This is a genomic window from Maribacter sp., from assembly GCA_020629415.1.
GTDB classification, from domain to species: domain Bacteria; phylum Bacteroidota; class Bacteroidia; order Flavobacteriales; family Flavobacteriaceae; genus Maribacter; species Maribacter huludaoensis.
The window spans coordinates 1-16,009 of the sequence record JAHDDL010000040.1; the positions used below are offsets into that span (position 1 = coordinate 1).

General features: G+C 35.9%; 11 protein-coding genes. 5 read left to right on the plus strand and 6 right to left on the minus strand.

The annotated features are described in order from the left end of the window. Positions 1 to 372: 372 nt before the first annotated feature. The 6 genes from QZ657_RS14180 to QZ657_RS14205 form a co-directional block, all read right to left on the minus strand. Positions 373 to 3,555 carry an Eco57I restriction-modification methylase domain-containing protein gene (locus QZ657_RS14180; RefSeq protein ID WP_291967733.1) on the minus strand — a complete coding sequence of 1,061 codons (3,183 nt, stop codon included), beginning with the start codon at positions 3,553 to 3,555 and terminating at the stop codon, positions 373 to 375. Positions 3,556 to 3,847: 292 nt separating this feature from the next. Further along, positions 3,848 to 4,501 carry a fructose-6-phosphate aldolase gene (fsa, locus tag QZ657_RS14185; protein ID WP_058105582.1) on the minus strand — a complete coding sequence of 218 codons (654 nt, stop codon included), beginning with the start codon at positions 4,499 to 4,501 and terminating at the stop codon, positions 3,848 to 3,850. A 57-nt stretch (positions 4,502 to 4,558) separates the two neighbouring features. Continuing rightward, on the minus strand, positions 4,559 to 6,589 hold the full coding sequence (locus tag QZ657_RS14190) for a transketolase family protein (protein WP_276472897.1): 2,031 nt from the start codon (positions 6,587 to 6,589) through the stop codon (positions 4,559 to 4,561). A 509-nt stretch (positions 6,590 to 7,098) separates the two neighbouring features. Further along, positions 7,099 to 7,776 (minus strand): ribose-5-phosphate isomerase RpiA, encoded by a 678-nt coding sequence (gene rpiA / locus QZ657_RS14195; RefSeq protein ID WP_291967736.1) that lies wholly within the window; start codon positions 7,774 to 7,776, stop codon positions 7,099 to 7,101. A 128-nt stretch (positions 7,777 to 7,904) separates the two neighbouring features. After that, on the minus strand, positions 7,905 to 8,777 hold the full coding sequence (locus QZ657_RS14200) for a universal stress protein (protein ID WP_291967738.1): 873 nt from the start codon (positions 8,775 to 8,777) through the stop codon (positions 7,905 to 7,907). Positions 8,778 to 8,857: 80 nt separating this feature from the next. Further along, entirely contained in the window at positions 8,858 to 9,547 is a 690-nt protein-coding gene (locus QZ657_RS14205; protein ID WP_291967740.1) for a Crp/Fnr family transcriptional regulator, read from the minus strand. 116 nt (positions 9,548 to 9,663) lie between these two features. Here QZ657_RS14205 and QZ657_RS14210 point away from each other — a divergent pair, with 116 nt between their 5' ends. The 5 genes from QZ657_RS14210 (at position 9,664) to QZ657_RS14230 (ending at position 15,989) form a co-directional block, all read left to right on the plus strand. Continuing rightward, positions 9,664 to 12,060, plus strand: coding sequence for a heavy metal translocating P-type ATPase (locus tag QZ657_RS14210; RefSeq protein WP_291967742.1), 2,397 nt, complete (start codon positions 9,664 to 9,666; stop codon positions 12,058 to 12,060). Between the two features lie 286 nt (positions 12,061 to 12,346). Continuing rightward, positions 12,347 to 12,529: a cbb3-type cytochrome oxidase assembly protein CcoS gene (ccoS, locus tag QZ657_RS14215; RefSeq protein WP_276472892.1), complete on the plus strand. Its 183-nt coding sequence runs from the start codon at positions 12,347 to 12,349 to the stop codon at positions 12,527 to 12,529. Between the two features lie 105 nt (positions 12,530 to 12,634). Further along, the gene (ccoN, locus tag QZ657_RS14220; protein ID WP_291967744.1) at positions 12,635 to 14,833 is read left to right on the plus strand and encodes a cytochrome-c oxidase, cbb3-type subunit I; all 2,199 of its coding nucleotides are present in this window, start codon (positions 12,635 to 12,637) and stop codon (positions 14,831 to 14,833) included. Positions 14,834 to 14,844: 11 nt separating this feature from the next. Then, positions 14,845 to 15,036, plus strand: coding sequence for a CcoQ/FixQ family Cbb3-type cytochrome c oxidase assembly chaperone (locus tag QZ657_RS14225; RefSeq protein ID WP_276472890.1), 192 nt, complete (start codon positions 14,845 to 14,847; stop codon positions 15,034 to 15,036). Next, entirely contained in the window at positions 15,033 to 15,989 is a 957-nt protein-coding gene (locus QZ657_RS14230) for a cbb3-type cytochrome c oxidase N-terminal domain-containing protein (RefSeq protein WP_291967746.1), read from the plus strand. Before QZ657_RS14225 ends, QZ657_RS14230 begins: the two co-directional genes overlap by 4 nt. Positions 15,990 to 16,009 lie beyond the last annotated feature (20 nt).

Genomic DNA, 16,009 nt, shown 5'->3' on the forward strand with positions numbered 1-16,009 from the left:
ATAAAATTATGATGTTACTTAAGGTTTTCAATATTTTTTCAAATTAAACACAACGGTCTTGTGTATGAAACGTAGTGTATAAATAAACGCTAACTTTTCGGATTTAGCACGAGCCGAATTTTTTATTTTTATGTTTAATTTTCTTTTCTAAATATAACCAAATAAAAAATTTGGCGTACTTTGTAAATATACAAAAAACTCTCGGAAAGCCTATAATAGCTATGTTTTATACACGTTGTTGTAAGTAGTGCTTTTCACTTTCTGCTTGGTTTTCCGATGTTTGTTATTTAGTTCAAATGTGTGCGTTGGCAAGACATACTCTTTTACAGTTTTGGTGTAGCATTGGCTGATGCGACTGTAAATGTGTATGGCTTATGCGTTGGCATTTTCTACAATTTTAATTTCCTCTTCAGTCAATTCATAATGTTTATAAATCAAATTATCAATTTCATTTTCAATTCCATTTATGCGACTTTTAAGCTCGTTTATCTCTTTATTATATTCATCAAAATATTCTTCCCATTCGTCTTGTTGAGAAAGACTTAATGTGATTTTCTTTTTCTTAAGTTCTGCCAAAAAGGTTTTAAAATCATAATCGTAAAACTCGTTTAGCTTTTTAGATAGTTTGTCAATGCCAAAACTTTCTGTGTTTAATATTCTTTTTCTAAAACGATTAATCTTTTTGTTAAGAGAAGTATATAAAGTTCTTACAGTTTTAGCAGGTTCAGTCAAATCTGAACTTTCAATTATTAAATGCTCTGGAAAACTTATAGTTTCTAAATAGATTCTTTGCATATTCAATCTTCCGCCATTTTTTGGGTCTCCAAGTGAAGCACAAATATTCATTAAATAATACCAAATTAGTTTTGAATTTAACAAGCCTAATAAGGAAAGACTTGAACTATTAATTAAAAATATTGTTTTGTTTATATACGTGCTTTCCTCGTCAAATGCAAAACGTGAACTCATTGCAATTTCTGGATAAATAATTTTTGGGTTATCAATAAGATTGTAATAATCACAAGCTCTTAATTCCCACCAATATTTTCCTTTATCACTACGTTTTTTTGCTTTCTCTTTAAATGGTTCTAAAAATTCTGCAATTCCAGAAAAATTAGTTTTTAGCCAAAACCACGCATCATTTTCATTTTCAAATTCTCCTTGTAAATCTGTATAACCACTTGGAATACAAATTAAATGTTTTCCTTTACTTCTAATTTCAAATTTCCGAACATCATCGCCATCAATAAATTTTTTGATTAATTCGGCAGATTTTGGGTCTTTTGTAATTATATTTTTTTGTACTTCATCGCTTATTATAAAAGCATCATTATAACCCGTTTTTAAACCATATTTAATATCTAATTCTTTGTTGTCAGCAATTGAAATTCCATTGTTTTGAACTTTATTTATAATTGAAAGTTCTTTTTCTGATATTAAATTCCATTTTTCTTGTTGAAAGATTTCAGGTTTTAGATTTATTCCCTCATTTGTCAGGCTAAAATCAATATCTAAATTTTTAAGAGTTTGAATTTGAAGATATTTAGCATCATAATCAAAAGCTTTATTGCTAATTATCAAAATCAGAGGTGAAGTAACAGCATCTTGAAAAATATTTAATTCTCCAAAATCAATTAATTTTTCAATTTGTAATTTACTTAAAAACTGCTTTAAATTTTTACCATAAGATGCTTTGATAAATTTGTTTGGATTAATAAAACCTAATAATCCGTTTGTTTTTAAAGCTTTGATACCTAATTCAATGAAATACACATATAAATCTGCTGTACTTAAATATGTCTCAAAATCTTTTTGAAATGAAGGTTTAAACTCTTTAATTATCTCGTGTCTAACATAAGGTGGATTACCAATAATAACATCAAAACCTCCATTTGAAAAAACTTCTGGAAATTCGTTATTCCAATTAAAAGCTTTTTCTCCAGCAAAAGTTGGGTCGTCAATTAAACTGTTACCACATTTAATATTATTGTTTAAAGACGTTAGTTTTCTCCCTTTTTGAGCTGTACGTAACCAAAGTGATAATTTTGCAATTTCCACACTTTCATCGTTGATGTCAACACCATAAATATTGTTTTCTAAAATTGCATTTTCAACTTCACTTAAAACCATTGCATCTCCAAAGAGTTTGGCTTGTAATTCGTCAATATATTGATGTTCTGAAATTAAAAATTCTAACGCTTGATTTAAAAAAGCTCCACTACCACAAGCAGGGTCGCAAATGGTAATTTGTAATAACCATTTTCTGTAATCTTCTAATTTTTGAGTTAAGTTTTTGAGTGTTGCTTTCTTTCTTCCTTTACGCTCTTTTTCGTATTCAGCTTCTTGAATGTCAAGTTCAATTTTCTTTTCTTCACAAAGTTTGCCAACAGTATTATCTACAATGTATTTGGTAATGTATTTTGGCGTGTAAAAAACACCATCTTTTTTTCGTTTTGTTTTGCTTTGTTCAGTTGAAACTCCTTGAATTTCTGCTTGAATTTCGTCAATATCGTTTAAAGAATGTTCAAATATATGACCAAGAATATTTACACTTACTTCACTTTCAAAATCGTAATTGCTTAAATTTACTGTGTGTTTGTACAGTAATTCATCGTTTATTTTGATGTTGTCTAAAATCTCGTCTGGTGCAAACAAACCTCCGTTGTAAGCAAAAATATCGTGTTGCTGTCCTTTATAACCAGAATTCATATAACCGAAATACTTTTGAAAACGGTCGTACAAAGGAAAATACTCATCGTATTTATCTTTTAAATCTGTCCATTGGTTTACTATAGACCTAATTGAATTAGGTGGAAGTAATAATCTGTCTTCTGCAAAGAAGATGAATAAAAAACGGTCAAGTAATTTTTGCGTTTTCTTGAATAAGGTTAGTTTGTCGTATTGCGGATTTTCCTTTTGGATGCTATCAAAAACCTCATTTCTGAAAGATGCGTAGTCTTTGTAAAGTTCTTTTGTGATTTTTTCCTCTTGCGTTAAGGATTCGTCCTTAATTTTTTTGGGAATGTCTTTTAAAAGATATTCAGATGAAAGACAAAGCCAAAGGATATTAAAACGTTCTTTCGTTAATTGGAATAAATTAAATTCCTCAAAATCTACTGCGTTGTCAATGTAAAAACGCAACTTCTCAAAGTTGGAAGTAATTACATAATTACAACCAGGTTGGTTGTTTTTATATCCAAATGCTTGAGTTTCTACTTTGCTTAAATCGGTTGTGTTAGTCCCTTTAAGTTCAATTACTGCAAGTGCTTTTTCTCCTTTTAGAATCGCTCCATCAGTCTTTTTTGAGCCTTTTATGTTTTTTAATTCCGTTGTGAGATTAAAGTCAGGTGTTGGGTTTTTAACGTATCCAAAAACGTTTACAAAAAGGTCAATCAGAAATTCGCCTTGATATTGTTCCTCTTTGGAATTTCGGATATTTTCTTGAATGGTCGGATTGTGGAAATGGCTTGTAAATCGTTCGTAAGCTTGATTAACTTTTTCGGACTCCAATCCTTTTAAATATTTGTTTAGAACAGAGTTCTGAAATAAGCTCATAAAATTTTAATCTTTTTCCTCAAATTTAATATTATTCCGAGCGTTGGCAAGAAACAGCTCTTTTATTTTTTTCAGCGTTGGCTTTCGTGTCGGAAAAAAAAATAAATGTGCTGTTTGAGCGTTGGCGTTTATAGTTCAAATGTTGATGTTTAGCACGATTTCCGCATTACTTACAACAATTGTATATGTACACAATTGCACATATATCTTTTATATCACAACTAATATAAAACAAAATAACCATCACTTTTCAATGATGGTTATTAATATCAATTAGATAACATCTTACAACTTAGTTACCTTTTTTGTAATCTGCCAAGAACTTCTCTAGACCACTATCTGTTAAAGGGTGTTTTAAAAGTCCTGTAATAGCACCTAAGCCACCGGTCATAACATCTGCACCGATTTTGGCACAGTCAATAATATGCATTACGTGACGTACAGATGCCGCTAAAATTTCAGTTTCAAATCCGTAGTTATCATATATCAAACGAATATCCGCTATTAAACCTAAACCATCTGTTGAGATATCATCTAAACGACCAATGAACGGAGATACATAAGTTGCTCCTGCTTTTGCAGCCAATAAAGCTTGACCTGAAGAGAATACCAAGGTACAGTTAGTTCTGTATCCTTTATCTGAGAAATACTTGATCGCTTTTACACCTTCTTTGATCATAGGTACTTTAATTACGATCTGTGGGCTAATTTTAACCAACTTCTCCCCTTCTTCAACCATTCCGTCAAAATCGGTAGAAATTACCTCAGCACTAACGTCACCGTCTACCAAGTCACATATTTTCTTGTAATGTGCCAAAATATTATCGGCACCTGTAATGCCTTCTTTAGCCATTAAAGATGGGTTTGTGGTAACACCATCTAAAATACCCATATCCTGGGCTTCTTTGATCTCGTCTAAATTTGCTGTATCTATAAAAAATTTCATCTGTTACTAATTTTTAATTTATAATCAATGTCCCTAAAGCAATGCCTTAAAGATTATTTATTTTAAAAAATCTACTACTTGTTGGTATACTTGATCTCCGGTAAACCCAAATTTTTCATCAAGTACGGTTGCCGGTGCAGAGTACCCAAAGTGCTCTAAACCGAATACTTTGCCATTTGGTCCTGCCAAACCTTCCAAGTTTACAGGTAAACCTGCCGTAAGACCGAATACCGGTTTGTTCGGTGGAATTACCTTTTCTTGATAAGCCTCTGACTGTTGCCTAAATATACCTTCTGATGGTATTGAAGCGATATTTACTTTCAACCCTTCTTTTTCTTCCAATAATTTTGTTGCAGCTACTAATGTTGCCACTTCAGAACCGTTTGCTATCAAAATTACATCTGGATCAGCTACTTCTTGTACCAAGTACCCTCCTTTTTCAGCTCCTAACGCTTCCTCATAGCGGTTACCGCTTTTCGCAGGAATATCTTTTATGCCTTGACGGGATAAAATAAGTCCGGTAGGTGTTTTTTGGTTTTCCATGGCCATTTTCCAAGCCACGTTCGTTTCTTGAGAATCTGCAGGACGCAATGCTACAAAACTTTGCTCGTGGCTATGGTTCTTTAATTTCTCCAACAAACGTATTTGAGCTTCTTGCTCAATTGGTTGGTGCGTTGGGCCATCTTCTCCTACCCTAAAGGCATCATGTGTCCACACAAACTTTACCGGTAGCTCTTGAATACAGCTTAAACGAATTGCTGGTTTCATATAATCGGAAAACACAAAGAATGTGGCCACTACTGCCATTACCCCACCGTGTAGTGCTATACCGTTTGCCATAGTGGCCATGGTCAGTTCCGCTACACCTGCCTGCAAGAAAGCACCTGAGAAATCACCTTTTTGTAAAACACTGGTTTTCTTTAAGAACCCATCAGTTTTATCACTGTTGGATAAATCTGCAGAGGATACGATCATGTTCTCTACGTTCTGTGCCAAGTAAGCCAACACATTGGAAGATGCCGCTCTTGTTGCCTGACCTTCTTTTTGCGCTACAGAACCAAAATCTAGGTCTGGCAACTTGCCTTCCAAGAAACCGTCTAATTTGGCAGATAGCTCCGGGTTCTCTGAACGCCAAGCATCTATTTCCCTTTTCTTTGCTTGAGCTTCATCTTTCTTTTTATTGATGATGCCTTCGTAGTACTCTTCTACTTTTGAATAGATGTCAAATGGATTATCTACATCTGCGCCTAAATTTGCCAAAGTCTTTTCATAATCCGCACCTGTATCGCCTATTGGCTTACCGTGCAACTCTGTATACCCTTCGTACGGAGTTCCATCTGCAGTTACACAGCCTTTACCCATTATGGTCTGACCAATAATCAAAGTTGGCTTTTCGGTTTCTGCATTGGCATCACTCAACGCCTTTCTGATTTGATCATGATCGTGGCCGTCTATAGTAACTACCTTCCATCCCCATGCTTCATATTTCTTTGCCGTATCCTCAGAAGTTACCTCATCTGTTTTAGAGGATAATTGAACATCGTTAGAATCATAGAACATGATAAAGTTACTTAAGCCCAAATGACCTGCAATTCTACCTGCACCTTGAGAAATTTCTTCTTGTACACCACCATCTGAAATAAAACCATAGATCTTATGATTCATCCAATCTCCAAAACGAGCTTTCAGGAAATTGGCCGCTACCGCTGCACCAACACCCATAGTATGCCCTTGGCCTAATGGACCAGAAGTATTTTCAATACCTCTTGCCACATCTACCTCTGGGTGACCCGGTGTTACCGATCCCCATTGTCTAAAATTAGAAACATCATCTTTTGAATAGTTACCCAACAAATAATACTGAGCATACATTAAAGTAGATAAATGACCTGCATCCATAAAGAAACGGTCACGAAACGGCCATTTCATATCAGAAGGATCGTAATTGAAAAATTCAGAATATAAAATGTGCATGTAGTCTGCTCCTCCCATCGGGCCACCTGGGTGTCCAGAATTTGCCTTTTCTACCATCGCTACAGCTAATGCCCTTATATTGTCGGCTGCTAATTGATCTAGTTCCTTGTTCATTATATTATTAGATTATTTTTCAGGTTCGTGTTTATTTTACTATCTACTAAAATTCTCCCTCAAAGATACTTTATAATGGGCGCTAATTAAAATATTTCCCCTAACATAATTCTATAGTATTCAAGTATTAAAGCCCTGATTACTTCTTAAATAACACAATAGCGTTCTCGAAAGGGTTTTCGGAAAATGCAATATCTTCATAATTTTGGATGCATATTAGTTTATCCCCTACAAATTAAGGAGTTACAGTTGTTTGTACGATGTATTTATTATTTGTAAAATGTAAGCCAAAATACCAAGGCATTCCACACGGTTTAAGCTTTCTTAATTACGTATAAAAAATATCACATTAAAATAGCTTTATGTATACCACCTCACAGTCCTTGAGCTGTATGTTCTTAACAACCATAAAGCTAGTTTTAATTCATTGACCAAGGACAAAGCAATACTAACACCGACGTATTTTTTTTACTTCAGAATTGTACAAAAGAATAGAAGTTGTTTAATAGCTATCTATTTTTTACGATAGCTTCATCGCCTTTGCCTATAATAACCAAATTGGTCGTAGTCAAGAACAAGCCGGTTTCTACAATGCCCGGAATGGTTTTTAAATGCCGCTCTAATTCGGTTAATTTCATATCGCAATCCCAAATATCAATATCAACAATGTCGTTGTTTTCATCGGTCTTATAGTGATCATTTCCGTTCATTCGTTGCACAGGACTAAGCCCCATGTCGTTCAATTCGTTAATAATCAACTGTGTAGCAAACGGTATGGTCTCAATGGGCAATTTAAATTTTCCCAATTTGGAAATACTTTTAGATGCATCTGCTATTATAATATTCAAATCAGAATTATGTGCAACAATTTTTTCTCTTAGTAGCGCTCCACCACCGCCTTTGATCAATTGAAAGTTTTCATCTACCTCATCGGCCCCATCAATAGTAACATCCAACCTTTTTGCCTCTGCAAGGGTTATTACGTTAATACCTAAGCGGGTTGCTAATTTCTCTGTTTCGTTAGAGGTTGCAACAGCTTTGATTTCCATGCCGTTTTGTACCATTTCACCAATGGCCTCTATCATATAAAATGCCGTGGATCCTGTTCCTAGTCCAACCGTCATTCCAGACTTTACATATTTTACCGCTGCCAATGCCGCTACTTTTTTCTCGTTTACCGCGCTCACTTTTTGTTCAATTAAAGTTTATCCGGCCATAAAGATATTTAGAATTAATAGATAGCATTACCTAAAGGGTAAAGTAATATCTAAAATTTTGCGATTTATGCTTATGCAACCTTACCTCAGATAATGTTTTAGTGGTCAATGCTTATACCATGTTCTATAAACTGTAGTGATAACAACGGTACATGACAACAGAAAATAGACCTGTTTACTATGTAGTTATGACATAAATTTCTTAGGTAACTGTTTATAGAATTGGACATAACAAGTAATTGGCAATTAGTCTGATCAACGTAGTTCTTTAAAGTTGTTGTTAAAGAACCTTCAGCATCTAATTTATAATAGTTATGAGAGATCCTAACTAGGCTATCGTTTAAAATTTTGTGATTTAATTTTTGTAATTCATTTGATGAAGCCGATGTTTTCCGCATACTTGCAATTTGAACCGTACTATTAAAATAACGTGCCAATTCTACTACCGGTTGTAATTCTTCTAGCTTAAATAAATGATTGATTTCCGATAGTACCGAAATGGATGCTAGATCTTCAAAACGTGCCCTTGGCGGAATTACCATTACAGGACAATGATAACCTTGGTTCAAAATTTTTACCGTATTCCTGCCTAAAAATATAGATTCATCATCGGCACCACCGCTAGTACTTAAAATTATAAAATCTATGTTATGCGCTTTTACCGTCTCTTTCACCTCATCTACCAACATGGAAAAAGTAGAAATTGAGCTATACCTATGTATCGGATTTCTGTATTCCTTTTTAATGCGATATATGGTTTTTTGTAATCCTCTTTTTGAAGCGGCTTGTGCGGTACAGCCTTTTGCCGTATCTAAAACCTTCCCCGCCATTAAGCGATTGCTGTGCATTTCTGGTGTGTAGGCATTTACAAAATGAAATACACATTCAAATTCTGCAAATAAGTGAACAGCATATGTAATGGCATTCCAGGCCGATGGTGAAAAATCTGTAGGTATTAAAATGTTTTTCATAAACGAAGCTCATCATTTGATGATAAAAATACTTCTGCAAATGAGTTGAAACTATGACATTCGTCAACTTAGAAAATTACTTAGAAACCATCCACAAGTTCCTGTAACGTATCTATTTTTACGACCCCGATCTTTTTACCTTCGGTCTTTATAAGTCCTTTTTTCTTAAAATCAGAAATCATACGTATTAAGGATTCTGTTGCAGCACCAATGATATTTGCATAATCGTCCCTGCTTAGGGTCAGTGCCAGAAATCCGTTTTCATCTTCGCCGTAATTTTTCTTAAGATAAATAAAGGCTTCCGCCAACCGCTGTTTTACCGTTTTTTGAGACATGTTTACGATCACGTCATCGGCCTCTTTTAAATCATGGGCCAAATGCCGTAATACTTCCAAAGAAAAATTAGGATTGGTGTTCAGCGTATTAGATATAATTTCTTTGGGTATAAAACATACTTCCATGTCACTTATGGCCATGGCGCTTAAATTGGTAAAATCTTCCGCTATGACGGATCGTTGCCCCATTATCTCGCCAAGGTTGGTCAGTTTTACAATTTGTTCTTTACCATTAGCGCTTAATTTAGATAATTTGGATACACCGTTTCTTACACAAAAGACGCCATCTAACTTTTGACCCTCAACAAACAGGGCTTCTCCCTTTTTTATCTTCCGGGATATTTTAGAGTCCGAAACCTTTTTTAATTCGTCTTTATTTAACGCACGGAGAGAATTAAACTGCCTTATTATACAATTTTCGCATCTATTTTCCATGGCATTATCTTTAAGTATAGGGCAAAATTACACAAGCCCATACTTGTAAAAAGTGACAATTATCATGTTTTAGAAAGTGTTTCATTTTCACCTTTGTAAAATATTAGTTTATAATTATGCAGGCAAATACATGTTTTCATTGCGGAGATCCTTGTGACAAACAACTGATAACATTTGACCAAAAATCATTTTGTTGTAGCGGTTGTAAAACTGTTTATGAAATATTTTCTACCAACGACCTTGATCATTATTATGAGTTGCAAGAAGCCGCAGGTTCTACACCAAAGGCCATAGAAGGAAAATATGATTTTCTAGATAATGAAGAGATCGTATCTAAACTGACGGAATTTAATGATGATAATATTGAAATCATAAACCTATATATACCCACTATCCACTGTAGTTCATGTATTTGGATTTTAGAGAATCTGAACAAACTAAATAGGCACGTAACAAACTCACAGGTAGATTTTCCAAAAAAAACTATAAGGGTTACCTATAAAAACCAAAGTTTTAGCCTAAAGGACTTAGTTTTGCTTTTGGCAAAAATTGGCTATGAGCCATATATATCGCTAGAAGATTTTGAGGGTAAAAAGAAAACAGCTGACAGAAGTTTAATATACAAACTTGGTGTTGCAGGTTTTGCCTTTGGCAATGTCATGTTTCTTTCCTTTCCAGATTATTTTGACCTTGGCTCTAGTGCTGCCTCTGGTGGTGAATATTGGCTGAACGAATATCAAGATTTATTTAGATGGATGATGTTCATCTTTTCCTTACCCGTAGTTTTCTATGCCGGTTGGGATTATTTTGTGTCCGCATACAAAGGATTACGTGCCAAACTCTTAAATATTGATGTGCCCATTGCCCTAGGTATTCTAGTACTGTTCATAAGAAGTACCTATGATATCACTTTCAACCTGGGCAGCGGTTTTTTTGACTCCCTAACCGGTCTGGTATTTTTTCTTCTATTGGGCAAGTTCTTTCAACAAAGAACCTATAGCTTTTTGTCTTTTGAACGCGATTATAAATCATACTTCCCCATTGCTATTACCAGACTAAACAAAAACGGCAAGGAAGAAACCGTACCTGTTCAGGAAATTATAAAAGGTGATAGAATATTGATCAGAAACGAAGAGATGATTCCCGTTGACGGTACCTTGGTGTACGGTAATGCACAAATAGACTACAGTTTTGTTTCTGGAGAATCTGAACCGGTGGCCAAAGAAATTGGGGAACAAGTTTTTGCCGGCGGAAAGCAATTGAACGGTGTTATAGAAATGATCGCCCTAAAATCAGTTTCTCAAAGTTACCTGACCCAGTTATGGGGCAATGCGGTTTTTAAAACGGACAAAATAACCGCCTTCCAAAACCTTACGGATAGTATTGGCAAACGTTTTACCATTGCAGTACTTACCATTGCATTTTCGGCTACAGCCTTTTGGTTATACCACGAACCTTCCAAAGCTATGAACGTTTTTACTGCGGTACTGATCATTGCCTGCCCGTGCGCCATAGCATTGGCCTCTCCATTTACCTTGGGGAATATGCTGCGTATTTTTGGGAAAAAGAAATTCTATATCAAGGACACCCAAACCATTGAACGGTTGGCAAAGATAGATACCGCCATTTTCGATAAAACGGGTACGATCACCACATCCCAAAAAAGTACGGCACACTATGAAGGTATGCCATTGACCCCAGAGGAAGAATCCTTATTGAAGAATACCATTAGGGCCTCTAACCACCCTTTAAGCAGATCTTTATATGATCTACTCAAAGAACAGAATATCATTACTTTAGATGAATATGAAGAGCATGTTGGCAAAGGTCTTGAAAGCTCAAAAGATCAAATAAACATGAAAATAGGATCGGCAAATTTTGTTGGCAAGAATAGCTCAGAAAGCCTATTGGACACCTCTATTTATATCAGCGCTAATAATACTTATAAAGGCAGGTATGTTTTTCATAATCAATATCGCGAGGGAATTTCATCTGTCTTCAAAAACATGTCAGAATCAATGAATCTGGCCATACTTTCAGGTGATAACGAGGGAGAAAAAGAACGGCTAGAGGCACTGCTGCCAAAACTGACGCCTTTATACTTCAACCAAAAACCGGAAACTAAACTAGAGTTCATAAAATCATTACAGGATCAAGGCAAAAAAGTATTAATGGTGGGCGATGGATTAAATGATGCCGGTGCACTTGCACAAAGTAATGTTGGTATTGCCATATCAGAAAACATCAATGTCTTCTCCCCTGCCTGCGATGCTATTTTAGATGCCTCTAAGTTTCAACAGCTTTACAATTATATACTTGCATCTAAAAAAGCAATGCGCGTTATAAAAATGAGTTTTATAGTATCACTACTCTACAATTGTGTGGGTCTATATTTTGCAATTACCGGACAATTAGAGCCCGTGATTGCCGCAATCCTTATGCCTTTAAGCTCCATCAGTATTGTTGTTTTCACCACCGTAATGACCAACCTTATTGGCAGAAAGCTTACATAATGAACATATAATCCACTAAATTTTTTAAACGGCATCGTTCTTTAAATAATAAGACAGATGCCTTTTTAATTTGCGCTTTTTCCCCGCATATTCATACAACTAGAACCATAAGTACAGGTACTTACCAAACCAGTTTTACCTATTGATATTCAACTACTTAAAACTCAAAATACATAACTTCAATTATCCGGAATTTTAAATAGTCCAAGAAAAGTTTTAAAGTATGACAATTGTCATTTTCTAAGGTTTGCTTCACTCTTACTTTTACCGAATAAATCAGTTAGGTATGAGTGTAATTTATGTTTTGCTAGCTATAAGTCTAGTAGTGGCAATTATCTTTTTTGTTGCTTTCATCGTATCGGTCAGGCAAGGACAATATGATGATGCTTATACCCCTTCTGTACGTATGCTTTTTGAAGATGAACTCGTGAAAACAGGTAATGAAGTAAAGAGTAAAGTAAAAAATTGAAACTAAAGGACATTTGCAAATTAAAAGGAGTCTCTTCTCTATTTACTTTTCTCTCTGTTCTTCAATTTAGAAAAATAAAATCCAACTAAATAAACAAGTATAATTATGGAAGTACAGCAGTTTTATTACGATAACAAAATCGTGAAAAATTTCCTATATGCAACCATGTTCTGGGGTATAGTGGGTATGTCAGTGGGCTTATTGTTAGCCTTTATGTTCATGTTCCCCAACCTAACCGATGGTATCTCATGGTTAAGTTTTGGTCGCTTGCGCCCGTTGCACACCAACGCGGTAATTTTTGCATTTGTAGGTAATGCTATTTATGCCGGAGTATATTACTCTACACAACGGCTTTTAAAGACACGTATGTATAGTGATTTCTTGAGCAAATTCAACTTTTGGGGCTGGCAATTGATTATAGTTGCAGCTGCCATAACGCTACCATTAGGTTACACCAGTTCTAAAGAATACGCTGAGCTTGAGTGGCCTATAGATTTGGCCATTGCAGTGGTATGGGTGGCATTTGGTATAAACCTTATTGGTACCATGATCAAAAGAAGACAGCGTCATCTTTATGTGGCTATCTGGTTTTACCTGGCTACCTTCGTAACCGTAGCCGTACTTCATATTTTTAATAGTTTAGAATTACCTGTTACAGCATTTAAAAGTTATTCCGTTTATGCAGGGGTACAAGATGCATTGGTGCAATGGTGGTATGGGCACAACGCGGTTGCTTTCTTTTTGACTACACCATTTTTGGGTCTTATGTACTATTTTGTACCTAAAGCGGCAAACAGACCTGTATATTCTTACAGATTGTCTATAGTGCATTTCTGGTCCTTGATTTTTATCTATATATGGGCAGGTCCACACCACTTACTTTATTCTGCACTACCCGATTGGGCCCAGAATTTAGGGGTAGCGTTCTCTATCATGTTATTGGCACCGTCTTGGGGCGGTATGATCAACGGACTGTTAACACTTCGTGGTGCGTGGGATAAAGTGCGTACCGATCCTGTTCTAAAATTCATGGTAGTCGCTATAACCGGTTATGGTATGGCAACTTTTGAAGGCCCTATGCTTTCACTTAAAAATGTAAACGCCATTGCCCATTTCAGTGATTGGATCATTGCTCACGTACATGTTGGTGCATTAGCTTGGAACGGATTCTTGACCTTTGGTATGATCTATTATTTGGTGCCAAAAATGACCAAAAACAAATTATTCTCCGTTGGGTTGGCAAACTTCCATTTCTGGATAGGCACCTTAGGTATTATTCTCTACGCCCTACCAATGTATGTTGCAGGTTTTACCCAAGCTTTAATGTGGAAAGACTTTAACCCAGATGGTACTTTGGTATATGGTAACTTCTTAGAAACCGTAAACGAGATCATGCCTATGTATTGGATGCGTGCCATTGGTGGTAGCCTTTATATTGTAGGTGCATGTGTTATGATATACAATGTTGTTCGCACCATTAAAGCGGGTAACGTTATAGAAGATGAACTGGCAGAAGCCGCTGCACTTACCACCATATCTAAACGTAGAACTGCTGGTGAAACATTTCATACTTGGTTAGAGCGTAAACCTATTCAGTTGACCATTTTGGCTACAATTGCCATATTAATTGGTGGTATTATCCAAATTGTACCTACTATTTTGGTAAAATCCAACATACCTACCATTACAAGTGTAAAACCATATACACCTTTAGAATTAGAGGGTCGTGACCTATACATTCGTGAAGGTTGTGTTAGCTGCCATTCACAAATGGTACGCCCGTTTAGAAGTGAAGTAGAGCGTTATGGTGAGTATGCCAAAGCTGGGGAGTTTGTTTATGACCACCCGTTCCTTTGGGGTAGTAAGCGTACAGGTCCAGATTTACTTCGTGTTGGGGGAAAATACTCTGACAACTGGCATTTGAACCATATGTATGATCCACAAAGTACCTCATCTGGTTCTATAATGCCCGCATATGCATGGCTAGTCAGAAATGAGCATGACAGAAGCGACATACAAGCTAAAATGGAAGCTATGGTCACCTTAGGCGTTCCTTATACAGAAGAGGATATTGCCAATGCACATGCTTCAATGGATGCTCAGGCAGAAAAAATAGAAAAGAATTTATATACTGATCCAGATTTTGCAAAATCTTATGAGGCGGACAAAAAGTATGCAGTAGAAAATGGAGAAGATTTCATAGAAATGAGAGACCGTGAAATTGTATCCTTAATAGCCTACCTACAACGCTTAGGTACCGATATTAAGATTAAGGAAACCGGTGAATTATTATCTGATAACTAAAACAAAAAATCATGTTCAAATTTGTAAAAGGTTACATGGAAACTATTGATGGCGTAGCAACCTACCCTATGATATCGTTACTGATCTTCTTTGTGTTCTTCACATTGCTATTTTGGTGGGTCATCACAGCCTCAAAATCATATATAAAAGAAGTTAGCGAATTGCCTTTAGAAGAAGATAACCAACAAAACAACCCATTATGAAAAACAATACAGCCTGGTGGTTAAGAATAACCGTGGCCTTTTTTCTGGTCATAGTACTTATGGAAATTTATATTGATAGCGGTGACAAGCCTGCTTTTATAGCTTACCCAACAATGATGTTCGGTTTTATGGCCCTTATCTTATTGCTATTAATTGCAATTGCCTTTATAGTTCAAGCTATTGAGAATGTTTTGTTCAACACGCTTGATGAAAAAGCAAAACTTCGTTATTTAGAGGCAAAAGAAGAAAAATGGGAATGGACCTGGGGTAAAAAAATGTATGCCAAAATGTTGGGTAGCAAACCAATTGAGTCTGAAGAAGAAATTATTCTTGACCATAATTATGATGGTATACGTGAACTGGATAATAATCTACCTCCTTGGTGGGTATACCTTTTCTACGCCTCTATCGTTTTTGGGGTGGTTTATTTGGCCCGCTTTCATGTTTTTAACGATTATGATCAAGACTTGGAATATGAGCAAGAAGTTGCTGCCGCCCAATTAGAAATAGAAGCATACAAAAAAACCGCGAAAGGCCTCGTTGATGCCAATACTGTTGAATTGTTGACAGACGCATCTGATATTAGTGCCGGCAAAGGCATTTTTGAAAGTAACTGTGTTGCCTGCCATATGGCTGATGGTGGCGGTGGTATTGGACCAAATTTAACCGACAACCATTGGATCCTTGGTGGAGGAATTAAAAATGTTTTTAACACTATATCTGAAGGTGGCCGTGACGGTAAGGGTATGATTGCCTGGAAACAGAACTTAAAGCCCGCTGAAATTGCCCAGGTGGCTAGTTATGTTCTAAGTTTTGAAGGTACGACCCCTGCCAATCCTAAAGCTCCCGAAGGTGATGTTTGGGTAGACCCTAACGCTCCTGTAAAAGAAACTCCTGCTGAGGCAGAAGCTAAAGAGGGAGTTATTGATTCTGCAGCGGTTACCATGAACTGATTACCTTAAGAGGATAAAAC